This is a genomic window from Pseudarthrobacter sp. H2, assembly GCF_050157045.1.
Lineage (GTDB): Bacteria > Actinomycetota > Actinomycetes > Actinomycetales > Micrococcaceae > Arthrobacter.
The window spans coordinates 125,590-149,510 of sequence record NZ_CP189594.1; the positions used below are offsets into that span (position 1 = coordinate 125,590).

The 23,921-nt window shown below is 68.3% G+C and carries 26 protein-coding genes and 1 pseudogene; 19 read left to right on the plus strand and 8 right to left on the minus strand.

Annotated features, from left to right (window positions below; genetic code table 11):
- Window positions 1–159: 159 nt before the first annotated feature.
- The 4 genes and pseudogenes from ACQCSZ_RS00600 to ACQCSZ_RS00615 all read left to right on the plus strand — a co-directional run.
- A complete protein-coding gene (locus ACQCSZ_RS00600; RefSeq protein ID WP_427006228.1) occupies window positions 160–2,247 on the plus strand; it encodes a hypothetical protein in 2,088 nt (695 codons plus the stop codon).
- Entirely contained in the window at window positions 2,244–2,708 is a 465-nt protein-coding gene (locus tag ACQCSZ_RS00605) for a hypothetical protein (RefSeq protein WP_427004863.1), read from the plus strand. The genes ACQCSZ_RS00600 and ACQCSZ_RS00605 overlap by 4 nt, the downstream gene beginning before the upstream one ends.
- Before the next feature lie 219 nt (window positions 2,709–2,927).
- The gene (locus ACQCSZ_RS00610) at window positions 2,928–3,128 is read left to right on the plus strand and encodes an integrase (protein ID WP_427006229.1); all 201 of its coding nucleotides are present in this window, start codon (window positions 2,928–2,930) and stop codon (window positions 3,126–3,128) included.
- A gap of 108 nt (window positions 3,129–3,236) precedes the next feature.
- Window positions 3,237–3,548 (plus strand): annotated as a pseudogene (locus ACQCSZ_RS00615) (transposase); the annotation flags it as partial.
- Window positions 3,549–4,097: 549 nt separating this feature from the next.
- Here the strand turns inward: ACQCSZ_RS00615 and ACQCSZ_RS00620 are convergent.
- Complete coding sequence (locus ACQCSZ_RS00620; protein ID WP_427006230.1) at window positions 4,098–4,286, minus strand: hypothetical protein; 189 nt, start codon at window positions 4,284–4,286, stop codon at window positions 4,098–4,100.
- A gap of 1,027 nt (window positions 4,287–5,313) precedes the next feature.
- Between ACQCSZ_RS00620 and ACQCSZ_RS00625 the strand changes: the two genes are divergently transcribed.
- Window positions 5,314–5,493, plus strand: coding sequence for a hypothetical protein (locus tag ACQCSZ_RS00625; RefSeq protein WP_427006231.1), 180 nt, complete (start codon window positions 5,314–5,316; stop codon window positions 5,491–5,493).
- A gap of 16 nt (window positions 5,494–5,509) precedes the next feature.
- Here the strand turns inward: ACQCSZ_RS00625 and ACQCSZ_RS00630 are convergent, their stop codons facing one another.
- Window positions 5,510–6,868, minus strand: a complete 1,359-nt coding sequence (locus ACQCSZ_RS00630; RefSeq protein ID WP_427004280.1) for an IS4 family transposase — start codon at window positions 6,866–6,868, stop codon at window positions 5,510–5,512.
- Window positions 6,869–7,190: 322 nt separating this feature from the next.
- Complete coding sequence (locus tag ACQCSZ_RS00635; RefSeq protein WP_427006232.1) at window positions 7,191–7,508, minus strand: MerR family transcriptional regulator; 318 nt, start codon at window positions 7,506–7,508, stop codon at window positions 7,191–7,193.
- 142 nt (window positions 7,509–7,650) lie between these two features.
- On the opposite strand from ACQCSZ_RS00635, the gene ACQCSZ_RS00640 reads away from it, so the two are divergent.
- The 4 genes from ACQCSZ_RS00640 to ACQCSZ_RS00655 all read left to right on the plus strand — a co-directional run bounded on the left by ACQCSZ_RS00640 (window position 7,651) and on the right by ACQCSZ_RS00655 (window position 10,667).
- Window positions 7,651–8,076, plus strand: a complete 426-nt coding sequence (locus tag ACQCSZ_RS00640; protein WP_427008455.1) for an Hsp20/alpha crystallin family protein — start codon at window positions 7,651–7,653, stop codon at window positions 8,074–8,076.
- Window positions 8,077–8,222: 146 nt separating this feature from the next.
- On the plus strand, window positions 8,223–8,564 hold the full coding sequence (locus ACQCSZ_RS00645) for a J domain-containing protein (RefSeq protein ID WP_427006233.1): 342 nt from the start codon (window positions 8,223–8,225) through the stop codon (window positions 8,562–8,564).
- Window positions 8,565–8,640: 76 nt separating this feature from the next.
- Complete coding sequence (locus ACQCSZ_RS00650) at window positions 8,641–9,030, plus strand: hypothetical protein (RefSeq protein ID WP_427006234.1); 390 nt, start codon at window positions 8,641–8,643, stop codon at window positions 9,028–9,030.
- A 119-nt stretch (window positions 9,031–9,149) separates the two neighbouring features.
- The gene (locus tag ACQCSZ_RS00655) at window positions 9,150–10,667 is read left to right on the plus strand and encodes a GH1 family beta-glucosidase (RefSeq protein ID WP_427006235.1); all 1,518 of its coding nucleotides are present in this window, start codon (window positions 9,150–9,152) and stop codon (window positions 10,665–10,667) included.
- A 30-nt stretch (window positions 10,668–10,697) separates the two neighbouring features.
- On the opposite strand, the gene ACQCSZ_RS00660 is transcribed toward ACQCSZ_RS00655, so the two are convergent.
- Window positions 10,698–11,765 carry an App1 family protein gene (locus tag ACQCSZ_RS00660; protein ID WP_427006236.1) on the minus strand — a complete coding sequence of 356 codons (1,068 nt, stop codon included), beginning with the start codon at window positions 11,763–11,765 and terminating at the stop codon, window positions 10,698–10,700.
- 132 nt (window positions 11,766–11,897) lie between these two features.
- On the opposite strand from ACQCSZ_RS00660, the gene ACQCSZ_RS00665 reads away from it, so the two are divergent.
- The 6 genes from ACQCSZ_RS00665 (at window position 11,898) to ACQCSZ_RS00690 (ending at window position 15,682) form a co-directional block, all read left to right on the plus strand.
- Complete coding sequence (locus tag ACQCSZ_RS00665; protein WP_211879418.1) at window positions 11,898–12,374, plus strand: hypothetical protein; 477 nt, start codon at window positions 11,898–11,900, stop codon at window positions 12,372–12,374.
- Entirely contained in the window at window positions 12,371–14,338 is a 1,968-nt protein-coding gene (locus ACQCSZ_RS00670; RefSeq protein ID WP_427006237.1) for a glycoside hydrolase family 15 protein, read from the plus strand. Before ACQCSZ_RS00665 ends, ACQCSZ_RS00670 begins: the two co-directional genes overlap by 4 nt.
- Window positions 14,339–14,375: 37 nt before the next feature.
- Window positions 14,376–14,678, plus strand: coding sequence for a hypothetical protein (locus ACQCSZ_RS00675; protein WP_427006238.1), 303 nt, complete (start codon window positions 14,376–14,378; stop codon window positions 14,676–14,678).
- On the plus strand, window positions 14,657–15,049 hold the full coding sequence (locus ACQCSZ_RS00680) for a DUF488 domain-containing protein (RefSeq protein ID WP_427006239.1): 393 nt from the start codon (window positions 14,657–14,659) through the stop codon (window positions 15,047–15,049). Before ACQCSZ_RS00675 ends, ACQCSZ_RS00680 begins: the two co-directional genes overlap by 22 nt.
- Before the next feature lie 189 nt (window positions 15,050–15,238).
- The gene (locus tag ACQCSZ_RS00685; RefSeq protein ID WP_427006240.1) at window positions 15,239–15,505 is read left to right on the plus strand and encodes a DUF3040 domain-containing protein; all 267 of its coding nucleotides are present in this window, start codon (window positions 15,239–15,241) and stop codon (window positions 15,503–15,505) included.
- Between the two features lie 3 nt (window positions 15,506–15,508).
- Window positions 15,509–15,682, plus strand: a complete 174-nt coding sequence (locus ACQCSZ_RS00690) for a hypothetical protein (protein WP_427006241.1) — start codon at window positions 15,509–15,511, stop codon at window positions 15,680–15,682.
- Window positions 15,683–15,753: 71 nt separating this feature from the next.
- Here ACQCSZ_RS00690 and ACQCSZ_RS00695 read toward each other — a convergent pair whose 3' ends face one another.
- Window positions 15,754–16,494 (minus strand): DUF72 domain-containing protein, encoded by a 741-nt coding sequence (locus ACQCSZ_RS00695; protein ID WP_427006242.1) that lies wholly within the window; start codon window positions 16,492–16,494, stop codon window positions 15,754–15,756.
- A 183-nt stretch (window positions 16,495–16,677) separates the two neighbouring features.
- On the opposite strand from ACQCSZ_RS00695, the gene ACQCSZ_RS00700 reads away from it, so the two are divergent.
- The 4 genes from ACQCSZ_RS00700 (at window position 16,678) to ACQCSZ_RS00715 (ending at window position 20,606) form a co-directional block, all read left to right on the plus strand.
- Window positions 16,678–18,507, plus strand: coding sequence for a glycoside hydrolase family 15 protein (locus tag ACQCSZ_RS00700; RefSeq protein ID WP_427006243.1), 1,830 nt, complete (start codon window positions 16,678–16,680; stop codon window positions 18,505–18,507).
- Between the two features lie 99 nt (window positions 18,508–18,606).
- Window positions 18,607–18,984 (plus strand): VOC family protein, encoded by a 378-nt coding sequence (locus ACQCSZ_RS00705; RefSeq protein WP_427006244.1) that lies wholly within the window; start codon window positions 18,607–18,609, stop codon window positions 18,982–18,984.
- A gap of 28 nt (window positions 18,985–19,012) precedes the next feature.
- Entirely contained in the window at window positions 19,013–19,735 is a 723-nt protein-coding gene (locus ACQCSZ_RS00710; protein ID WP_427006245.1) for an HAD family hydrolase, read from the plus strand.
- A 109-nt stretch (window positions 19,736–19,844) separates the two neighbouring features.
- Window positions 19,845–20,606, plus strand: a complete 762-nt coding sequence (locus tag ACQCSZ_RS00715) for an SDR family oxidoreductase (RefSeq protein ID WP_427006246.1) — start codon at window positions 19,845–19,847, stop codon at window positions 20,604–20,606.
- Window positions 20,607–20,636: 30 nt separating this feature from the next.
- Here ACQCSZ_RS00715 and ACQCSZ_RS00720 read toward each other — a convergent pair whose 3' ends face one another.
- Genes ACQCSZ_RS00720 through ACQCSZ_RS00730 form a run of 3 tightly spaced genes read right to left on the minus strand, consistent with a single transcriptional unit; the run spans window position 20,637 to window position 23,733 of the window.
- Window positions 20,637–21,062 carry a sterol carrier family protein gene (locus tag ACQCSZ_RS00720; protein ID WP_427006247.1) on the minus strand — a complete coding sequence of 142 codons (426 nt, stop codon included), beginning with the start codon at window positions 21,060–21,062 and terminating at the stop codon, window positions 20,637–20,639.
- Window positions 21,063–21,065: 3 nt separating this feature from the next.
- Complete coding sequence (locus tag ACQCSZ_RS00725; RefSeq protein WP_427006248.1) at window positions 21,066–22,082, minus strand: asparaginase; 1,017 nt, start codon at window positions 22,080–22,082, stop codon at window positions 21,066–21,068.
- 52 nt (window positions 22,083–22,134) lie between these two features.
- Window positions 22,135–23,733, minus strand: a complete 1,599-nt coding sequence (locus ACQCSZ_RS00730) for a molybdopterin-dependent oxidoreductase (protein ID WP_427006249.1) — start codon at window positions 23,731–23,733, stop codon at window positions 22,135–22,137.
- Window positions 23,734–23,921 lie beyond the last annotated feature (188 nt).

Here is a 23,921-nt window from a genome sequence, read left to right on the forward strand (position 1 = left end):
TTTCAGGGAAACATCGGCATAATCCGGACATCAAGATAATCGATATTATGCAGACGTCTGCATAATATCGAGCAGGTCAGACGATCGTGGAGGATGCAGACCTGAAGGACAGTGCGCTGGCGCACCTGCCCTCCAGGCCGCGAACTCGGCATGCACCACATGAGATCCGCCGTTTCCCCCATCCAGGCCGATGACCGCCGGGCCGCCCCGTTCACCGGCTCCGACATCTGCGGCGAGGCCGGCTTGACACTCCCGCCCGACACCTACCGTCCGGTGTTCGAGGAGGACCTCTGGGACTTCACCGACGTCGTCGGCCTCCCGGTCGACATGGCTCTGGCCAACCGGCGCTTTGACTTCGCCGCGATCACCGATCCGCGATGGCGCATGGTCGCCAAGGAACTCGTCCTGGCACTGCTGGCCCCGCGGCACGAGGCCGTCGCGCTGCTGCCACGGGCCTACCGCACGCCGCTGCACCTGCGCAGCTGCAACGGACGCCTGAAGGAAATCACCAGGTTCTTCGCCTGGCTCGCCCAGCGCGGGCTGCCCAGCCTGGAACACTTGGAGACCGCCGACTGCGAGGCCTACCTGGGGCATCGGCGCTACATCGTCGATGACGAAGGCGTCGTCGTCGGAGAGCAGAGCCACGGCATCCGACGCACCGCCGCCCAAGTCATCGTCGATCTGGTCAACTACCGGGAGCTGTTCACCGCCGACCGCGTCCGGACAGACCTGCGGCCCTGGGGCGGGGCCACGGCTTCGGCGGTCGCCGAGATGCCCTCGGGCCGGACAGGGAACGCCACAGAGCCGGTCCCCGACCACGTCCTGCAGCCGATACTCGCCGCGGCCCTGCACTTGGTCGGCGTGCTCGGCCCGCACGTGATCGAACTGCAACAGCAAGTACGCGCCGTCGACCGCGTCTCCTCGCTCAAGGCAGCCGGCCTGCGCCACAGCTCCCCGTCCTTCCCCGAGGACATCAAGGCCGTGCTGGCCCAGTACACATCCGCCGGCACGGGGCTCCCGATGATGGAAGACCACGACATCGCCGCCCGGATCGCCGACGGCTGGGCGGCCGAGGACCCGCTGCTGCCACTGGCCACCGGAGCGCTGGCCAGGACGGCCGGTTATAGCCAGTTCTGGGCCCGGTGGATCCCGACCATGCGGGGGCCACTGGAGCAGGCGGTGGCGTCGGTGGGGGTTGAGAAGGTGTTCGGACGCGACGCGGCCGACACCCCGGCCGCCGACGGCTCCGGCACGCTTCCCTGGACACTCCCGCTGCACCGGTCCCAGGCCGTCGCGCTGATCGGAACCGTCCGCACCGCTTCGATCATCGTCCTGGCCGCGGTCTCCGGGATGCGGCCTGGACCCGATCCCGGAAGGATCCGGGCCCCTGAGTGGATCCTCTACCGGGCGGTCGAGCTCGCCGAACGGCTGCACGAGGACGCCCACGACGGGGCGCCGCTGTTCGGGCGCTTCGCCTTCTCGGTCCGCTACGCCTGGTTCCGGGCCTGGGTCAACTCCCCGGCCGGGGCGGATCGGCCTGGACCCGATCCCGGAAGGCCGGACATGCTCAGGCGGACACTGTCCTTGGAGATGGCCTACCGGCCCGGCGGCGTCCTCGCCACCAAGATCCACCTGAAACACATCGCCGTCGCCACAACGGAGGGCTACAGCTCTCGCCCCGGCGGCGCCCAAGCCATGCTGTTAGCCGAGGTCAACAAGAATGAAGCCGACCGGAACCTGGAGCTGGTCCTGGCCGAGTTCCGAAACTACCAGCAGGGCATCCTGCCGGCAGGACCCGGCGCCCGGGCCCTGACAGAGTTCTTCGCCAGCATCGACGGCACCCCTAACGAGGGCTCCGCCCCGGCGCCGACGATCCAGCGCAACGACCGCGACATCCTCAACCTGTTGAGCAAGCGGGCGAAGGTGCTGCACCTGGGGCCGGCGAACTACTGCTGGTTCACCGACCCCTCCCGGGCGCTCTGCCTGAAGCTGGCCGGCACCCCTGCCGCGACGCGGCCGCTAGCCGGAATGTGTGACTCGGCCCGTTGCCCGCAGGCCACCCACCACCTGGCCCACCGCCCGGTATGGGCCGAGCACGCCGCAAGCACCAAGGCGTTCCTCGGCCAGCTCGGCAAGACCCGCACCGCCGAACGCACACGTCTGAGCGGCGACTACGACCGGGCCCTGCGCGTCATCGCCGAGATCGACGTCGCTTCGTCCCAGATCACGAAGGAGGACGACGCGTGAGGATTACTGCCGCGGCCCGCACCGAGAACGAGATGCGCATCCGCGCCGCCATGGACCGCCTGCTGCGCGGCGAGATCCCGCCCGGCGGGAACTGCGACATCAAGACCCTGGCCCGCGAATCCGGCGTCGACCGAACCGCCTTCTACGGCAGCCGCCCCTACGCCCACCTGCGCGCCGAGTTCGAGGACCGACTCAAGCGCCTTCAGGACACCGGGACCACCCCCGACCCGAAGATCGCGCAGGTCGATCGACTCAAGACTGAGAACGCCAAGCTCAGGGACCGTCTCACACAGGCGGAACAGGCCATCGCAGAACTCGGCGACTTCCGCGGCAAGACCCTGGCCCGTCTGGCCGCGCAGCACGAGGAGATCATCCGACTCCGCGCCGTCGCCGACACATCGAGCCGCGTCGCCCGTCTCCCGGTACGCCGAGCGAAGACCCCATCGATCGGACCATGCTGAGCTGCCCAGCCGACCCGACAGCATCTGCGCGACAGCGACTCCGCGCCACACGGGTACTCACAACGCGTCCGCAATGTGATCTCTGTCATGGCGTCAGCGGTCGAATGCAACACGCTGGACGATCCACGTCACCATCACATCGTCCTTAACGAACCCGGACCAATGACCACACAAACCCGACCGCACACGGCCTCTGCGGACACAAGCCACACTACCGCTATGAGGATGCTGGACGCGGGAATTGATATCACCACGATCGCCCTCTGGCTCGGCCACGAATCCACTCAAGCGACTCAGGCCTACCTTCACGCCGACCTCGGCATGAAGGAGCGTGCGATGGCTCGAATCGCCCCACTCGGATCCAACGGGCCTCGATTCATCCCGAAAGATCACATGCTCACGTTCCTCGAGGCTCTCTAGTTATGCCGAAGTATTCGCCACCAACACGACGCTGACCAGCAGTTTCAGGGAAACATCGGCATAATCCGGACATCAAGATAATCGATATTATGCAGACGTCTGCATAATATCGAGCAGGTCAATGCAGACCTGAAGGACAGTGCGCTGGCGCACCTGCCCTCCAGCGTTTTTGCCGCGAACTCGGCATGGCTCGTTGCCGCGGTCATGGCCTACAACCTCACCCGCGCCGCCGGGATCCTCGCCTCCGGGCCCTTCGGCAAGGCCCGTACCGGCACGATCCGCCGCAAACTCATCCACGTCCCGGCCCGCATCGCCACCAGCGCCCGACGCATCCGTCTTCACCTCCCCGAAGCCTGGCCCTGGCAAACATCATGGCAGGACCTGTTCGACCAGCTCTACCCGCCGCCGCAAGCCGCCTGAACCCGTCCACCCAGCCGCACGGCGCAACCAGGAAACCCGTGGAACACCCAGGGCAGCGAGGCCCGGCACCCCGGCATACCCTCAGGCCGCACAACGAGCCGAAACCGGATACAGACCATCCACCCAGGCGGATCGGTGGATCAAGGCTAAGGTACGGATTGAGTGTGATGCTCACGGAAAGTCTCCTCAAGTTGCCGGGTGGTGCTCTTTGGACAGAGCCAGCTGAAACCCCCGCGTCGATGTTGTCAAGGATTTTGGGCAGGCAGCTTCATTCCGGAGGCCGTTGACTGGTCTGTCCATGCGGGAGATGTGGGCGGGGTTCGTGCTGTCCCAGGAGGACCGTGACTTCATCCGGGCCAAGGAGAACGGCACACGGGCCGATCCAACGGAATACCGTTTCTGTGAGGCCACACAGCCCTGAGAACGGTGTTCTGCAGGGCGGATCGGGCTCCCGCTGCCCGCCGCTGGGCACGTGTTGGCTGGCGTGCTCACGGGTCGCTTCCGTTCATCCGTGACCGTGGATGCCCGAGGTATCGGCGGGTTGCAGCCTCACTCTGACTGGTGCTGCTTCGCGTCCAGGAGGTGGTGGCCCAGTTTCGCCTCGGCCTCCTGGCGGCGCCGGGCCATCTCCCGCAGCTTCCGGGTCGATTCGGATCCGCGATGCAGTGACGCCGCCCGATCATCGGTCCGGTCATCCCTTCCGGAGCCTGGCACCTGGGAGGTCTCGTCCTCGTTCATCCTCACATCGTCCCACGAACCGTCCGGTGGAAGATCAGCCCCGGGAGGGGTCACAGGCCCGCGCGGCAATGAGCGTGCCCAGGGACTGCCGCGGGGCGAAGAGTGCAGGCATTCGGGACGGTTGAAGCCACGACGGTTCGGCGGGACAGTGTTGCAGGTCAGGGCAGACCGGGGAGCCGCTCGGGCAGGCCACCCTCGACGTCGGGGAAGACCGGTATCCGCGGGATTCGCTTCTCAGGCCGCGTACCAAGATAATCTGCACGGCCGAATGGCTCAGCCCGCGCCCGTCTCGGCCCGAACGGGATCCGCACTTCGGGAACCTACGCACACGGGTAACCGCAAGATGCGAAAAACAGGTACACGCTACCCGTGCCGTGCGGGCCGCCGTGGTATTGACTGTCTATGACAGCAGACTTCACCCAGCACTGCCCGAGCGCGCTTTGCGTCGAGGTTTCCGGAGCCGAAGCGGTCCGGAAATGGACGGGACCGGCGACGTGACGAGCGCCCTCTGAGACCGGGGCGCTCTCCCCAGCCGTCGTCGGCCCCCCCCCAAAAAAGACGCTACCTTTCAGGTTCCGGTGCTGACGGGGTGCGGGCAACAACACCGGCCGGATCTGGAACCGGACGGGGAAGCCCGTGTTCTCATGGCGGCGGAATGGCCGCGTTACTGAAGTGCAACGGCGGCTCAGCTGCCTGCCTTGAGGTACTGGTAGAGGGTTTCACGGTCTCCACCGGGGCGTCACGGCGCCTACTGGTGGTTATTCGCGGCCGGGCCGTACCCGGACCGGTCTTTCAAAACCCCAGCTGGAGGACTAAGAATGCCTTCCGCCTGCCATAACACCGCAAATCCCCACCTGCGGCGGCCTCGAGCGTCAACGAGCCCAGCCACGGTCTCAACAGCCATCATGACAGGAGAACCCCGGTAAAGGTTCAGGTGCCGCAGGAACAGGAGAGCGGTTCCCCCGGCGCCGGCCGCCGGACGGCCTTGGCAGGGCATCTTTTCAGGCGGCGGCATCGAATAACAGGCATGAACTACTACAGCCCCGCGGCGCAGGACCGGGCCAAAGACGCCGCATACGATGCAGTTGAAAAGGTACTGACCAGCATGTTCGAACCGCTGAGCCGGCAGGCCCTGACAGCACGCTGGAACCAAGCCATGGAGGCCATGGCCAAACACCTCGAAGCCCAAGAAAACGGCACGGAATAACCCCAATGCCGTTCGGTTAGGGGCCGGGATCCGGTGTCAAGATCCTGGTGTCGAGTGTCGCGGGATAGGTCCGACGGTCGACATCCCGTTCCTTGGCGCGGTACTTGGAGATCGCGCGTTTGACCACCCGGGGCCGGGAGCGGATGCGGCGGGCGGGCAACGGTTCGGCCAGCATGGCCGCCCCGATGCGACCGACCAGGTCCACCACGGTTCCGCTGAGGATCCCGCGGGCCTGGACCACCTGGTCGCGGGCGGACCTCAGTCCGATGGTGAAGGACAGGCGGTCCGGATCGATCTCGGGATGCCGCAGCGTCACATCGGTCATCGCGGTGCGCAACACCTGGTAGCAGGACAGCAGCGCCCAGGTCTCCTGGATGACCGCGGCAGGGTGCCGGCCGCGCAGCACCCGGCCGTTCAGGATGCGTGATTTCAATTCGCAGTAGGCCGTTTCGATCTCCCAACGCTCATGGTAGAGCCTGACCAGTCCCAGGGCGGGAGCCTGGATCGGGTCGAGCAACGTGGTGACCAGCCGGTATTCGGCGGTGAGCGTTTTGGCCTCGGTGGTGACCGTGAGTTCGGCGTCGATGACCCGTACGCGTTGGCCGGCGGCATGGGAGAGGTAGGAACCGTCGGCCAGCTGCTGAAGGACCGGCAGTTTCATGGCGCTGAGACCGGTCCTGGCGCGGAAAAGGAAGTCCGCGCCCGTTTCGGCCACTTCACGGAAGAAGCCGTAGGTGGCGAAGTTCCGGTCCCCGAGCAGCACCATGCCCGGTTGCAGGCAGGAGATGAGCTGCCGGGCGTAGGTCAGCTCGCCCACGGCGTCGGTGCCGAAGGCCGCGTCGATCACCGAACGGGTCCCGGCCGTGAGGATCGCAACCAGCCGGATCATCGGGTACCCGGCCTCCCCGTTGACGCCGCCGCGCGGCTTGGGGTACCTGGCCCGGTTGGCCTCGGTATCGGCCACGGCCATCTGCGTGCCGTCGATGGCCACGACCAGCCGGCCAGCGAACCGGGTCACCTGCCGGGACCCGCACACCGCAGGGCCCTTGAGAAGGGTGAACAGCTCACGCAGCGGGGCCGTTCCCACCCGGCGCATGGCCTGGCTCAAGGATGAGGCCGAAGGTGTCTTCACCGGTGCCGGCGGCCCCGTGACCAGGCGTGAAAAGACCTGCTTCCAGCCCTGGTCGGCGAACAGGACCCCGGCGAGCAGCAGGTAGATCACCACCCGTGAGGGCAGCCTGCGCACCCGGCGTTCCCGGCCTCCGGCGGCCTCGAGCGCGGCATCAACCATGTCGAAGGGAACGACACGGGTCAGCTCGCCCAGATGCCCGGGTGCGAATACCCCCGGAGCGTGATTGATGGCAGAATCGGGCATAGTGGCTCCCGTGGGGGTGGATCAGTCTTGGTGGACCGAACTACTCAAGCAGGAGCCACACCCATATCCCCACGGACACGCCGATTCGACGGGACTTGACCCTGGACCCGAACGCCTAACCGAACGGCATTGGGACTAACCCGGGACCGGGCCGGAGCAGGTCCTGGCCCGGCGCCCCCCGTCGGCGCAGATTCTCCCACCTTCGAAGGGAGCGACCGGTCCGGGGGCACTTTGACACGGACACGCCGTCCCCCGGCCGGGATCAGCCGGCTGCGGGCTTCAAAGTAGCCCCGGACCGCAGCCTATCTGTCACGCCGCCGCCTCAATGCCCCCGGGTCTGCTGCGGGGCGCCCCGCTTGAGGACTGCCCGGTTGAGCGCTGCCTGCAGCCGGGCGTTGGCAGCTTCCAATTCCAGCACTTTGGCCACTCCGGCCAGGTTCAGCCCCTCATCCAGCAGTTCGCTGATCCGCCGCAGCACCGCCAGGTCCGCGTCGCTGTACTGCCGCGTGCCGCCCGCCGTGCGGTCCGGTGTGAGCAGGCCTTTCCGCTCGTAGAGCCTGATGTTTTGCTGCCCGGTGCCCACCAGCTGGGCCACCACGGAGATGGCGTACAGACTCACCTCGTGCGCCTCTTCCGTCATGGTTCTCCTCAGCCGTCCGCCGGATTCCGCTTGCATCAGTCTCCCACGGGTGCTATAAAAAATCTATATCCACCAACATAGATAATCAGTCTCGGTGGATATAGGGAAATGCACAGAACCATTACTGAAGGAGTGGGAAATGATGTTGATGCGTACGGACCCGTTCCGGGACTTTGACCGGCTCGCCCAGCAGGTCTTCGGAACGGCAGCACGACCTGCTGCCATGCCGATGGACGCGTGGCAGGAAGACGGCGAGTTCGTCGTCGCGTTCGATCTGCCCGGAGTCAACGTGGACTCGGTTGACCTCGATATAGAGCGGAACGTCCTGACAGTGAAGGCCGAGCGGCGCGACCCGACGCAACCCGACGTTGAACTGATCGCGTCGGAGCGCCCGCGGGGGGTCTTTAGCCGGCAGCTGATCCTGGGGGACACGCTGGACACCGAACACGTGAAGGCCAGCTACGCCGACGGCGTCCTGACCCTCCGCATCCCCATGGCCGAGCAGGCCAAGCCCCGGAAGATCGAAATCTCCCACGAGCAGAACAAGATGCAGGAGATCGGGAAGTAGTCCCGGGGCGAGGGCGCGCGGGGTTCCCGCCGCCTGGAAAACCGGGGCGGCGCCCGGTGACGCCGGCGCCGCCCCGGTCCCACGCCACTACTCCCACGCCCGCTGACCTTGCGCCCATCCTGACCTGATCCGATGGAGCCGGAACCGTGCATGCAGACTCGCGCGGCTACTATGCCGCACTCCAGGTTGCGCCTGATGCGACGCAGCAGGAGATCAGCCACGCCTTCCGTGCGCTGATGCGCCAGCGGCACCCCGACGTCGGCACCCCGACGGGAGGGGACGACGTACACAGCGTCCTGGAGGCCTTCGCCGTGCTCCGGGATCCCAGGTCCAGGGCCGCCTATGACCGCGGACAGGGCCCGGCGGGCCGGCCGGGACGCGCGGTCGATGGTCCACGGGACATTCCGGTGCGGCACGTCCGGCATCGGGAGCCGCTGCTGCGCGTCACCCCGGTGCGGTGGGAACGCGGGCCCTGGCGAGGTTCCTGATAGTCCGCCTGCAGGACGAGTGCGGCGGTGAAGAGAAAAGACTGCAAGAGAAAGACTGCAAGAGAAGGAGGCCGCCATGAGCGAGTGGCGCCGTTACGATGCCCACCTGATGCCGGTATTCCACGAAAGGTTCGAGAAACGCTGGGGCAAGGGCACGGCGCCCTTCCTGGATCCCGAGGCGCTCGAATCGCCGCTTCCCCGGGCCCAATGGATCAACATCGACACGGGTGCGGCGCTGGCGGTTGTCCCCATCTGGACCGACGACGACAGCCAGCGCCGCTCCTTTGGCGTGTTCTACCTGCCGCCGGCCGGTGACATCTGGGTCCTGCGGCCCGGCTTCACGGAGTACCTTGAGCCCTCCTCCTCCGAGAAGGAGCACCTCGTGGCGCTGCGGAACGACGCCTTCAAGAAGGCCGTGGCCCATGCCAAGGAGTTCATCTCCGGGCCGGAGACCTCAGGCTACTGATGCAGGGCCGGCAGCCGCGGCGCGAGGGGCGCCGTTCGCGGCGAGTGGTTCGTGGCGTGAGGGTCCGCCACGGCCTAGAATCAGTCAACCGCTTTCACACCTAGGGACGGAATCCGGCGATGCATGCTTCCGCCAAAGAACTGGCCGCCCTGCTCCCGCCCGGCTTCACCATGGGCGTGGCGACGGCGGCCTTCCAGATCGAAGGCGCGCTTGACGAGGACGGACGCGGCCCGTCCGGATGGGATGTCTTCGCCGCCAAGCCCGGCGCGATCGTCGACGGCCACAGCCCCGCCGTCGCCTGCGACCACTACCACCGGATGCCCGACGACGTGGCGCTGATGAAGGAACTGGGGATCGATTCCTACCGGTTCTCGCTGTCCTGGTCCCGCATCCAGCCCGGCGGCAGCGGCCCGGTCAACCCCGCCGGCCTGGACTTCTACGACCGGCTGATCGATCTGCTGCTGGCCAACGGGATTTCCCCCATGGCCACGCTGTACCACTGGGAGACACCCCTGCCCCTCGACGAGGCCGGCGGCTGGATGAACCGGGACACGGCCTACCGGCTGGGGGAATTCGCCGCCATCGCCGCGGCCGCGTACGGGGACCGGGTAGTGCGGTGGGTGACAGTCAACGAACCGGCCACCGTCACCACGAACGGCTATGCGTTGGGCCTGCACGCGCCGGGTGAGGCACTGATGCTCAAGGCCCTGCCCAGCGTCCACCACCAGTTGCTGGGCCACGGCCTGGCCATGCAGGCGCTGCGGGCGGCGAAGGTGGCCGGCGGGATCGGCATCACGAACGTCTACTCTCCGATGGTGCCTGCCTCCGCCAATCCGCTGGACAAGCTCAGTGCGGGACTCATGGACGTGGCACAGAACCGCCTCTTCGCGGATCCCGTGCTGCTGGGCAAATATCCGGACGTGATCCGGGCCGCAACGTTCTTCTCATCCTTCAGCCCGTCCAGCGAGGACCTGGAGCTGATCTCGCAGCCGCTGGACTTCTACGGCCTGAACTACTACATGCCCACCCGCGTGGCTTCCGGTGCCGGCGACGGGACCGTGCCGGAAGGCATGGCCGAGGCGATGGGGGACGACCTCAGCGGAACCCCCGGTGCCCCGTTCCACATCGCGGCGTTCCCTGATACCGAGATCACGGCCTATGGCTGGCCGATCAAGCCGGAGTACATGTCGGTGGCGCTCGCGGAGATGGCCGAACGCTACCCTGACCTCCCGCCGGTCTACATCACCGAGGGCGGGGCGAGCTTCGAGGACCTTCAGATCAGGGATGTGGGGGCGGACCGGCTGATCATCCCGGATGAGCGGCGCGTGCGGTACCTGGCGGACCACATCGGCACCGCCGTCGAAGCGACCCTGCCCGGTGGGGCCGCCGAGTCGATCGACCTGCGCGGCTACTACGTGTGGTCCCTGCTGGACAATTTCGAGTGGTCCGGCGGCTACAAGCAGCAGTTCGGCCTGCTGCACGTGGACTTCGACACGCAGGTCCGCACGCCGAAGGCCTCCTACTACTGGCTTCAGGAGCTGCTCGCGTCCCGGAACGGCGCCGCCCCGCACACTCCGCAGGCCGGCGAGCCGGCGGAGGACGCCGACGTCGAACGGCCCGCCCCGGCGGACCAGTGAATCCAGCCTGACTGGCCGGCGAGGGCGGCGTCAGAGGAGGCTTAGGCCTTTCAGCCCCTTCGCCATCCCTGCGCCGTCCGGCGAGTAGATCCACGGGACGGCCGAGCCGGTGTGGTCCCCGTTTTCCGAATGGCCGCCGGCCAGCACGGCCTCACTGGCGGAGAGCTGCCGGATACCGATGGCCGCCACACTCGCGCCATGCTGCTGCGCGAACTGGGAGTAGATATCCTCATCGTGCTGGCCGTTGTCCCCGAAGAGCAGCCAGCGGATATTCGGGAACTCCCTGGTCAGCAGCTCCAGGTTCCGGCGCTTGTGTTCCTGGCCGCTGCGGAACCAGCGGTCCTGGGTCAACCCCCAGTCCGTCAGCAGCAGGGCCCCGGAGGGGTACATGTTGCGGGACAGGAAGCGCGCCAGCGTAGGGGCGGCATTCCACGGGCCGGTGGACAGATAGATCACCGGTGCGTCCGGATGCTCCACCGTCAGCCGGTCCAGCAGCACGGCCATGCCGGGGGTCGCCATCCGGGCACGTTCGTTCAGGACGAAGGTGTTCCACAGCGCCAGGAACGGCCGGGGGAGCGCCGTGACCATGATCGTGTCGTCAATGTCCGAGACGATCCCCAGCCGGGTATCAGGGGAGATGACGAAGATGCGCGCCGTGGCCGGCTCCGTGCCTTCGGCCCGCAGGACGGTGGTGTGCCAGCCCGGTGTGAGCGCGACCGGGACGACGGCGTCCACGAGGCCCCCGCGGTCCGCCCGCACGCGGGTGGTGGCGCCGCCGATCTCGATGTCCACCTCGGTGAACTGGATCGGCACGGAAGTGAACGCGCGCCAGCCGCGGATGTTCTGGTTGCCGTTTTGGGCGGCGTGTTCCGCCCGGCTGCCGGGAACCGGCCTGCTGGTCAGCAGCACACGGCCGAGCACCCGGACCCATTCCGTGGACCCATACCCCTGGTACGCGATGATCTGCGGGACGAACTTCGAGCGCCTGGCGGTCTTCACGCGAAGGCGGTTGACCGTGTCCGAGGCCCAATGGGCCAGCCGGAATACCCGATTCCCGGACACCGGTTGCCGCGGTGCGTGCTGCGAGGCCATTTGCATGCCTCCACTCTCCCACAGCGGGTTGATTCGTCCGGTGACGGTGGGGTGTGCCGGGCCGCAGGAGGTCTTGACGGACCTGATTCCACGTTCTAAATTCAAGGGAACCAACTTTAGAAGGGGGCGTCATGTGAAATGGACTGGCAAGGGTGGGCCCTGTTCGGTCTGCTGGCCACCGGCGCCCTGACGGTGGTGATGATTGCCGCGCAAATGGCGGGCTGGACACGTCTTGACCTGCCGCTGGTCCTCGGCACCCTGCTGACCCCGGATCCGGACCGGGCACGCGTCGCGGGTTTTTTCATCCATCTTGCCGCCGGCCAGGCCTTCGCCTTGGGATACGCCGCAACCTTCGCCCTCCTGGGCCAGGCAACCTGGTGGACCGGGGCGCTGCTGGGGCTGCTCCACGTGGCCGTCGCGCTTACGGTGATCCTGCCCCTGCTGCCTGGCGTTCACCCCCGGATGGCATCGACCAGGGCAGGCCCGGCCAACAGGGCGGTGCTGGAGCCCCCGGGCCTGCTCGGCCTGAATTACGGTATCCAGACACCGGCCGTCGCGGTCGCCGCCCACGTGCTGTACGGCGCCGTCCTCGGGCTGCTCCTGAGGACGTCATGACAGCCACGCGCCCGCCACGGACAACGGAAGCGGACCGGAGTGAACCCCTCCCGCGCGGCACGCCGGCGTGGCGGCCCTCGCCCATCGCCGGTTACGGGCTGCTCGGTGACACCCGCACGGCAGCCCTGGTCTCCGCCGACGGCGCAGTGGACTGGCTCTGCGCCCCGGCGTTTGATGGCGAGCCGGTTTTCGGCGCGCTCCTGGGCGGACCCGAGGCCGGCACTTTCCTGGCCGGGCCGGTCCTGCCGGCACAACGGATCGCGCGCCGCTACCGCCACCACAGCACGACCCTGGAAACAGTGTGGTCATCAGGAGCAGGCCGGCTTACCCTCACCGAAGCCATGGTGGCTGAGGTGGCCGGCCAACTGCTGCCCACGACGGTCCTGATCAGACGGCTCACCGCGGAGGGGTCACCCATGGCCGCCGTCATCGACTTTGACCCCAGGCTGGGCGAACAGCACCGCCGCCCGCGCGTCCGCCGCGGGCGCGACCTGGTCTGCGGGTGGGGTCCGCTGGCCCTGTCCCTGGGCTGCAGCCCGGAGCTGGACCTGGAGCCGGGCCGGCCGAAATTGCTGACAGTCAGTCCCGGCCGGCCCGTCACCCTCGTACTGGCCCTGGCCTACGGCGAACCGCTCATCCACCTCGACCCGGCAACCGCCTGGGGCCTCGTCGAGGCCGACGAGGCCCGCTGGCGGGCCTGGACCGACGACGTCGACGAACGGATTCCCTTCCGGGAACCGGTCCTGCGGAGCCTGCTGACCCTCCGGCTCCTGACATACTCTCCTTCGGGCGCGCCCGTGGCAGCGCCCACCACGTCCTTACCCGAGGACCCCGGAGGCATGCGGAACTGGGATTACCGATACGCCTGGCCGCGGGACGCCAGCATCGGCGTCGGCGCCTTCCTGGGTGCAAGCAAATCCGCCGAAGCGCGGAAATTCCTCGGCTGGCTGCTCCATGCCAGCCGGCTCCAACGCCCCCGGCTGCCGGCGCTGCTGACCCTGGCCGGAGGACATGTGCCCGCTGAGCGCACGCTCCAGGGCTGGCCAGGGTACGCCGGCAGCACCCCGGTCCGCACCGGCAACGGCGCGGCCAGCCAGCACCAGCTCGATGGCTACGGATGGGTCCTGGACGCTGCCTGGGTGCTCGTGCAGGGCGGACACCGGCTGTATTCGGAGACGTGGCGGGCCATGCGCGGTTTCGCCGACCTCGTAGCCCTGCGATGGCAGGAGCCCGACGCCGGAATATGGGAGATCCGCGCCGACGCCGCCCAGCACGTGCACTCAAAAATGATGGGCTGGCTCGCCCTGGACCGTGCACTCCGCATCGGCCAGAGCCATCACCTCAGCGCACGGCACCGCCAGCGGTGGCAGAGTGCCAGGGACAATATCGCCGCCGAGATCCGGGCCAAGGGCTTTGATCCCGCCAGGAACACCTACACCCGCACCTACGGATCCTCCGACCTGGACGCCGCACTGCTTGTCCTGCCCATCATCGGCCTCGAGGAGGCCGGCTCCGCCCGCGTCAAAGGAACAGTGGATGCCACCTTGCGCGAACTGTCCGCAGGCTTCCCTTTCCTCTACCGTTACCCGCCCGGCCGGGACGGGCTGCCCGGAACCGAGGGGGCGTTTCTGCCGTGTTCATTCTGGCTCGTTCAGGCCCTCGCCCACACCGGCAGGCACGCCGAAGCCACCGCACTCTTCACGGCACTCCTCGGGAACGCCACCCCGCTCGGGCTCTACAGTGAAGAAATTGATCCGGCAACCGGTGCCCTCCTGGGCAATTTTCCGCAGGCCCTGACCCATGCCGCGCTCGTCCAGGCAGCGCTTGCCCTCCGCGACACCCGAACCGCCGGGGGTGGGGATGCCACTGACCGTGGCCGCCGAGCTTTCATTTTCCCGGATGCGCCGGGGCACCAGGAGGAGCAAAGGACTGCCTCCCCGGTTTCCCGGAAACAGACCCCGTAGAGAAGACAGCGAGCAGAACACCCAGGGAGGGAACATCATGCACAAGGACCGCGATATGGCCGGAGACTTCATGCACATGACCGATCGGCTGCGGCCTCTTTTAGGCCCAGCAGATCACGGCGACCCAAGCGCTCCCGTGCTGCACCGGCACGACTACGACGAAGAAGCATCCGACAAAGAACTCGCCACCTTTAGCATCAGGTCTGATTCCGGCGGCCACCGCTACGCCGTCCGCAAATCCGATGACCCGGCTCTCCGAACACCGGACCCCGCCGCTCCGTCCTCAATGGATGACGGTCATCCCGAAGGAGACATCCCATGGTCACGCGGCATGCAGTGAAAGTAGGACGCATCTATGAGGATCCGCTGGAGTCGGACGGCACGCGCCTTCTCGTGGACCGGCTCTGGCCGCGGGGCCTGACCAAGGAAAAAGCCCACATTGACGAATGGTGCAAAGTGCTGGCCCCATCGCCTGCGCTGCGCAAGTGGTACGCCCACGACCCTGGTCGCTTCGAAGAGTTCGGCCGCCGTTATCGCATTGAACTGGAGGCACCCGAAGCTGCAGCAGCCCTCGACCGGCTCCGCGCTCTGTCCCGGCACGGACCGCTGACACTGCTGACGGCCACCAAGGACGCAGCCATCAGCGAGGCGGCAGTGCTGTCCGCACTAATCCAACCCGCTTCACCCCCGGCGTCCGGTCCGCAGACATGAGGCCCCCTCGCATCCTGCATGCGCTCCACTGATTCCGCCCTCACCATCGAGCAACTCACCAGTATGAGATTTAGAATTAGAACAACCCGCAACGCCGGAGGCTCCGGCAGGCCTGGTACGGAACCCTGCCTTGGCGCCGGCGTCGAGCGCATCGCGAACGGTGCGCAAATATTCCAAAGGGGATTCGCGATGCCACTGTCCGAAGAAGAGCGGAAACAGCTTGAAGAGCTGGAGTCGGACTTGACCGCGGAGGATCCGCGCCTTGCCCACGACCTCCTATCCGGCTCCGTGGGGCACAGCTTCAGGACCAGCACCTCCTTCGGGGCAATGGCGTGCCTGATCGGGGTTGCCTTGCTCATTGCAGGAATCAGCAGCCAAATCATCGCCCTCGGTGTTGGCGGATTCCTGCTCATGGGGGCAGGCGCCTACCTGCTCCTGGACAAGCAGAAAGGTTGACCAATGAACCGCCCAGCGTCAGCAGACGATAACCGCGTCCACAGTGAGGCCCCGGCGGAAGGAGACTCCTCGCTGGAATTTACGGAGATCCGCGCCCATTCCCAGGACCCCGCCGAAGGTCCGGACAGCGATGGTGATGACAGCGCCAACACCGGAGTAACCCGGCCCCCGGAATAACTCCGGACCGCTCTGGCGGGCTTGCGGCACCGGCAGCGGCACCGGCAGCGATGCCTGATGGCCGGCCGTGCTCAGGCGTCACCCAACAGCCGGCGCAGCGTGGCGGCGTTCCGCACGGCGTTGCCGCCGCCGTCGTTGTTGAAATACGCGAAGACCTCCTTGCCGGCCGCCTCCCATTCGCGGATCCGGTCCGCCCACCAGCCCAGCTCCGCATCCGAATAGGAGCCGCCGTAGAGGTGCTCGTGGTCCGGTCCGTGCAGCCTGATATAGACGAACGGGGCCGTGGCTCGCAGGATGCAGGGGAGCCCGGCGCCGCTCATGACGCAGTACGCGGCACCGTGCCGCTCCAGCAGCGCGTAGACCTCGGGGTGGTCCCAGCTGGGATGGCGGAACTCGACGCAGGTGCTGATCCATTCCGGGAGCGCGGCCAGGAAGTAGTCCAGCCGCGCGTCGTCGCGGCCGAAATCCGGCGGCAGCTGCACCAGCAGCACGCCGCGCCTGTTGCCGAGTTCATGCCAGCACCGGGCAATCCGCTCCACCCAGACCTCCGGGGCATAGAGCAACTTGGCGTGGGTCAGGCCCCGCGGGGCCTTGACGGAGAGCAGGAAACCCTCCGGCAGGCGGCGGCGCCAGCCCACGAAGCCTGTCTCGCGCGGCCAGCGGTAGAAGCTGGCGTTGAGCTCCACCGTGCCGAAGTGGGCCGCATAGTGTTCCAGCCGGCGGCGCGCCGGCAGCCCCGGCGGGTAGAACACGTTGTCCCAGTGGTCATAGCTCCAGCCGCTCGTTCCGATGTGATGAGAGCCGGTGTGCATGCGTGCCGGCCTACCCGCCGAAGCCGGCGGCCGTGCCATGGCCGGCCCCGGCGGCCGTGGCCTGCCCGGACGAAGGTCCCAAGTTCCACATGGATGGAATCCTAGTCCCCGGCGGCAGGAGGGCCGCCGGACGCGCCCATCCGGCCCTCGTACGGGGTGGTGGGGTATGGCACTGTAAGTGTCATGGCACGCATCGAGGATTATGCAATGGTCGGCGATCTGCACACGGCGGCCCTCATCAGCACCGAAGGCTCCATCGACTGGCTCTGCCTGCCGCGCTTCGACTCGCCCGCCTGCTTCGCCGCCCTGCTGGACACGCCGAAGGCCGGCCGCTGGCTGCTGGCGCCGGCGGGCGGCGGCGAATGCACGCGGCGGCGCTACCGCCGCGGCACGCTCATCCTGGAAACCGAATGGGAGACGCCGGAGGGCAAGGTCAGGATCATCGACTTCATGCCGCCCCGGGACAACGTGGCGGACATTGTGCGGATCGTGGTGGGGGTGCGCGGCACGGTCAGGATGCGCGGCGAGCTGGCCTTGCGGTTCGACTACGGCGACATCGTCCCCTGGGTCCGCCATGACGAGCACGGCATCCACGCGATCGCCGGGCCGGACGCGGCGTACCTGGTGACGAAGGCGCCCCTGCGCGGGGAGCGCATGCAGACGATCAGCGATTTCACTGTCACCGCGGGGGAGCGGGTGCCCTTCGTGCTGACCTGGACTCCCAGCCATCTTTACCGCCCGCGCGCCGTGGACCCGGAGGCGGTCCTGGCGTCCACCGAGACCTTCTGGCGGACGTGGATCGCCAAATGCAAGATCACCGGCCCCTACCGTGACGCGGTCCAGCGGTCCCTCATCACGCTGAAGGCCCTGACCTACGACCCCACCGGAGGCATCGTGGCGGCGGTGACCACCTCGCTGCCGGAGGAAATCGGCGGCACCCGCAACTGGGACTACCGGTTCTGCTGGCTCCGCGACGCGACCCTGACCCTGCAGGCGATGCTGGCCGCGGGCTACACGGAGGAGGCAGGCGCGTGGCGGGACTGGCTGCTGCGTGCCGTGGCCGGGGACCCGGCGGACCTGCAGATCATGTACGGGCTCCACGGCGAACGCCGGCTGCCGGAGATGGAGCTGTCCTGGCTGCAGGGCTATGAGAAGTCCGCACCGGTGCGGACCGGGAACGGCGCGGCCGGACAGCTGCAACTGGATGTCTGGGGGGAGGTGCTGGACTGCCTGTCCCTGACCCGGAATTCGCTCCTGCGGCACACGGATGAAACCTGGGACGTCCAGGTGGCCCTGATGGAGCATCTGGAGACCGCCTGGGACCGCCCGGACAACGGGCTCTGGGAGATGCGCGGGCCACAGCGGCATTTCACCCATTCGAAGGTGATGGCGTGGGTGGCGGCGGACCGCATGGTCAAGGGGGTGCGGGACTTTGGCCTGCCGGGGCCGGCGGACCGCTGGGAGGAACTCCGGGACACCATCCACGCGGAGGTCATGGCCAAGGGTTTCGACGCCGGACGCAACACCTTCGTGCAGTCGTACGGGCGGCCCGAGCTGGATGCGAGCCTGCTGCTGATTCCGCGGGTCGGATTCCTGCCGCCGGACGACCCGCGGGTGATCGGAACCATCGACGCCATCCAGCGCGAGCTGACGCATGACGGCTTCCTCCGCCGGTATAAGCCCGCCGAAAGCGACGACGGCCTGCCCGGCGAGGAGGGCGTGTTCCTGGCCTGCTCCTTCTGGCTGGTGGAAGCCCTCGTGGGGGCCGGCCGGCACCACGAGGCCACGGAACTGTTCGAGCGGCTGCTGGCGCTGCGCAACGACGTCGGGCTCCTCAGCGAGGAGTGGGGCGTGGTGGCCGGGCGGCAGCTGGGCAACACGCCGCAGGCGTTCAGCCACTTCGCCCTGGTGATGAGTGCCCTGGAGCTGCACGACGACGCCGTGCACCGCAGCGACACCCCGCTGACCGGCGCCGGAGCCCGGAAACGCGCCGGGGTGGCGCGGAGGGCATGACCCCGGGGAGCTTCCGGGCTTCCCGGAACCCGTAGTCAGGGCCGCCGTCATGTGGCACCCTTTGGCCTATCAGCACAGAATCCAGCTCAAGGAGACAGCATGTTCACGGCCAAGGACGCATTTTCCAGCTTCAGCGTTGATGACCTGGCCAAGGCCAAGCAGTTTTACGGGGAGACGCTCGGGATGGCGGTGGAGGAGGGCGGCATGGGGACGCTCTCGCTCCGGCTGGCGTCCGGTTCCAGGGTGATGATTTATCCGAAGGACAACCACGAGCCAGCCTCGTTCACCGTCCTGAACCTGGTGGTCGACGACGTCGAGCAGGCCGTCGACGAACTCAACCGCCGCGGTGTCCAGACCAAGATCTACGACGATCCGCAGCTGCCCACCGACAGCAAGGGGATCGCGGAGGGTGAGGGTCCCGAGATCGCTTGGTTCAAGGACCCGGCCGGAAACGTGCTGTCCATCATCAAGGTCTGAGCGGCCGGCGGAGCAGGAAAGGGAGCACATGCACACCGCTGAGTCTTCACATTTGTCGCCGGCCGGCCAGCGGAAAGCCGCCGTCCTCTTCGACGTCGACGGGACCCTGGTGGACTCGACCTACCTGCACACCGTTGCCTGGTGGCAGGCCTTCCGCCAGGCCGGCCATGACGTCCCCATGGCCGGTATCCATCGTGCCGTCGGCATGGGCGGGGACAGGATCCTCGCCCGCCTGCTGCCGCCGGACCGGGACAGCTCCGGCGATGACACCATCATGACCTCCCACGCGGCCGTGTTCTCAACCTTCTGGCCGGCCCTGCGCCCGCTGGACGGCGCGAAGGAGCTGCTGGCACGGTGCTTCGAGAGCGGCCTGGCCGTTGCGCTCGCATCCTCCGCCACGGAGCGGGACCTCGAAGTTCTCCGGTCCACGATCGGTGCCGACGCCTACATCCATGCCGCGACCAGCGCCAGGGACGCCGCCGAGAGCAAGCCGGCGCCCGACATCCTCATTGCCGCCCTCGAAGCCGTGGGCGTGGGGGCCGCGGATGCCGTGTACGTCGGCGACGCCGTGTGGGACATCTACGCCGCCGGGAAGCTCGCCATCCCCGCCATCGGGCTGAGCTGCGGGGGCACCAGCGAAGCTGAACTCCGCGACGCCGGCGCCGTCGAGGTCTACGAATCACCGCGGGCGCTGCTGGACCGGCTCAAGGGCAGCGCGATCGGACGGCTCGCCGCCCGCCCGCACGGCTGACCGCCCCCCGGGGCGCCGCTGCCCTCCCCGGGGCGGCGCCTACCCCGGGCGCGCCGTCTGGCATACGCTGGGCCGGAATCCAATACCACGCAACCGTCAGGAGCACCGCATGACACCTCATCACCAGCCCGGCCGGGTCGCCGTCGTCACCGGCGCAGGATCCGGAATCGGCCGGGCCGTCGCCCGGCTCATGATGGCCGAGGGCTACCGGGTGGTGCTGGCCGGCCGGCGGGAGGCACAGCTGCTGGAGACCGCGGCGGGCCATGCGCAGGCGCTCGCCGTTCCGTGCGATGTCACGGTGCCCGACGACGTCGAGCGGCTCTTCGCCGCCGCGCTCCAGCGCTGGGGGCGGGTGGACGTGCTGTTCAACAACGCCGGCGTGTTCGGCCCCGCCGCCTCGGTGGACGAAATCAGCCTGTCGGACTGGGAGGCGACGGTGGCCGTGAACCTGACCGGCTCCATGCTGTGCGCCGCGGCCGCGGTCCGGGCCATGAAGGCCCAGTCGCCGCAGGGCGGGCGGATCATCAACAACGGCTCCATCGCCGCGCATTCGCCCCGGCCCCGGACGGTGGCCTACACGGTCACCAAGCACGCCATGACCGGGCTGACCAAGAGCATCGAGCTGGACGGGCGCGGCTTCGGCATAACGTGCGGGCAGATCGACATCGGCAACACGGCCACGGAGCTCATGGAGACGATCGGGGTCGGTTCCGGGGCAGTCCAGGCCGACGGCAGCCGCATGGTGGAGCCGGTGTTCCCGGTGGATGACGCCGCCCGCGCGGTGCTGCTGATGGCAGGGATGCCGCCCTCGGCCAGTGTGGGATCCCTGGTGGTCACGGCGGCCGGGATGCCGTTCATCGGGCGGGGGTAACCGGGCCAACCTGCTGGCCAGTCCGCCTGGCTAGAGCGGCAGCAGTCCGGACAGGTCCGCCCGGAGGCCCGAGGCGGCCACCCGGCCGGCGTCGACGGCGTCCGCCCAGCCCAGCTGTCCGGTGACCATCGCCAGCCAGGTGGCGGCGTCGCACTCGATGACGTTCGGGGGAGTGCCGCGGGTGTGCCGCGGCCCTGCCACGCACTGTGTCACGCCGAACGGCGGGACGCGCACCTCCACCGAGTTTCCGGGCGCCCGCGCTGTGACTTCCTCCAGGGTGTACCGCACCGCCGTCGCAAGGGTGTTGCGGGACACGGCGGCGGCAGCGCCGGCGGAGACGGATGCCGCGTCCATCGGGGTTTCCGGCGGGGCGGCGTCCGGCGGGTTGGCGTCCAGCCACGCGGCGAGCGCCGCACGGCCGTCGTCGGGCGCGATCCGGCGTCGGGCTACGGCCATGGCCTAGTCCAGCAGCGCCGAAACGGCGCGGCCGAGCCTGATCTTGCCCACGTGCCGGCCGCCGCCGAGCACGGGATCGACGACCTTCTCCAGCACACTCGAGACCTCGGGAACCTCGATGGCGCCGGCGGCCGCGAGCATGGTCAGCCCGACCAGCGTCGTGGCCCGGACGTTGCCGTCCAGGACCTTGATGGCGACGGACACGCCCTTCGGGGTGGCCATGACCAGGACGCCTTCGGCGCCGATCTTGGCCAGGATGCCCAGTTCGTCCATGACGATCGTGTTGCTTTCGCCGCGGCCCTGCACCGCCCACGGATAGTCCAGCATGGACGTGGTGATGGTGGCAGCCCGGGCGTTGGAGTTCTTGTCCCCGGGGGCCTTGGCCAGCTTGGAGTAGGCACGTGCCAGGCCGGTCAGGGAGACGGCGGCGACGGGGGCCCCGCAGCCGTCGATGCCGAGGTGGGCGATGCGCTCGCCGCAGTATTCCTCGATCACGGACCGGATGCGCTGCTGCAGGGGATGGTTGGGTTCCAGGTAGCTGCGCGTGTCCCAGCCGTTCTCGGTGCAGGCCCAGAGGAACGCGGCGTGCTTGCCTGAACAGTTGAAGGCGAGTTTGGACTTGCCCCGTTCGGAGCGGACCAGCCAGTTCCGGGCATTCTCGTCCTGGGGCCAGCCGGCCGGGCACTGCAGCTGCTCTTCCGTCACCCCGGCTGCCTTGAGCATGCCCGCCACGACGTCCATGTGGTCGAGGGAGGCGACGTGGCTGCCGCAGGCAATCGCAGCCTGCGCGCCGCGCAGCGGGACGCCTGCCTGCATCGCGGCGAGGGCCTGCAGCGGCTTGAGGGCGGAGCGGGCGAAGATGGGGGTGGTGATATCGCCCAGCTCGGTGACCACGGTTCCGTCCGCTGCCATCAGGACCGCCGAGCCGATGTGGCGGGATTCGACGAAGCCGCTGCGTTCGATCACTGCCAGTTCGACGGCGGCGTCGACGGTGAAGGTGGCATGCAAATTCAGGGGCATGCTGCCAGTGTATGGTGCCCGCAGGCGATACCACGGGTATGCCACGGACCCGCTATTCAACCGTGACCATGACCGACTGCCAGCCGGAGGCGCCGTCGGGGACCGGATCGGCACGCTTGTCCGTCTGCAGCTCGCCGGTCCCGTCGGTGGCCCGGGCCTTGATGTAGTGCGGCCCCGGGGTGGCGTCCCAGTCGAAGGACCACTGGCGCCAGGTGATGACGGACGCCTCCGCGGAGAGCACCGCCTCGGTCCAGGTGCCGTTGTCGATCTGCACCTCGACCTTGGTGATGCCGCGGGTCTGGGACCAGGCCGTGCCGCCGATGGCCACCCGCCCGGCGGGCACCCTGGCGAAGGACCGGGGGACCTCGACCCGGGCCATCGTCTTGATGGGGCCGCGCTCGGACCAGCCGCGCTGCGTCCAGTAGGCCTTGCTGTCGGCAAAGCGGGTGACCTCCAGGTCCACCACCCATTTGGTGGCGGACACGAAGCCGTACAGCCCCGGCACCACCATGCGGACCGGGTAGCCGTGTTCGAGCGGGAGCGGCTCCCCGTTCATGCCGATGGCGAGCATCGCGTCCCGGCCGTCCTGCAGGACCTCCAGCGGGGTGGAGGCGCTGAAACCGTCGATGGAGGTGGAGAGCACCATGTCCGCGCCGTCCTTGGGCCGGGCCATGGCCAGCACATCGCGGATGGGCATGCCCAGCCATTTGGCGTTGCCGGCCAGGTTCCCGCCCACGGGGTTGGAGACGCAGGTCAGGGACACATGGGATTCGATGAGTTTGGCGTCCAGCAGGTCCTGGAAGCTGAGCCGCACCTCCTGTTCCACGAGGCCGTGGACCCGAAGTTCCCAGTCCCGGGCGTTGATTTCCGGCACGCTGAGGGCGGTGTCGATCCGGTAGAAGTCCTGGTTCGGTGTCAGCCAGGGGGTGACACCGGGGGCCTTGGACTGCACGCCGGCGGGTACGGCGGCCGCAGCCTTCGCCGGGGACGGGAGCCTCAGGGACCCGCGGGCCTGGGCCACGTTGCTGCGGGCCGCGCTGAGCAGGCGTCCGCCGCCGGCGGCAAGGGCCGAGGCGGCGACGGTGATGCCGGTGGCCATGAAGAAGTCCCGGCGGCTGGTGGCCGGGCGTTCGGGTTCCTTGAAGGCGAGGCCCGCGGCCATCTCCGGCCATGGTCGCATCCGCCACAGCCGCCGGACCAGGAGCCGCAGCACCAGGAGCCCCGCCACGGTGCCGGCCAGCGACGGAATCGCGTCCAGCGGCTTCACGCCGGCCCGGGTCACGACGCTGGCGACGATCACGGCGCCCATCAGCAGCACCCCGGCCACGCCGAGCGACCACTTCCGGTAGGCCGCCACGCCCAGCACGCAGGCGAGGACCAGGATGGTCACCCCCATGCCGACGAAGAGCGCTGCCTTGTCATTGGTGCCGAAGGTGGCGATCGCGAAGTCCTTCATCCACGGCGGCGTGAAATCGATGAAGGTCGAACCGAGGGCGATCACCGGCGTCGCCCGCGCCGTGAAGAAGGCGCCGATCAGTTCCGCCACGGACAGTACGACGGCGGCAGCGGCCACGCCGGCCAGCGCGGCCAGGGCGGCGGGGCGGGTGGGGCGGGTGTGCCGGCTCGCGGGCTGCTGCGTGGGCTGCTTCATGCTGGGCTTGTCCATACCCGGTCTTCGTAGCCGGACGGCCCCGGGATGGGCCCGCCTCCCCACGGGACATGCCCTCCCCTTGCGACCAGGGATGGACATTGTGGGATTATGCCCAGTAGCCGCGGGCAGGGCCGGGCATGTCCCGTGGAGGGTCAGGCTGGCCCGGGCGGGACATGCCCTCCGCCTGC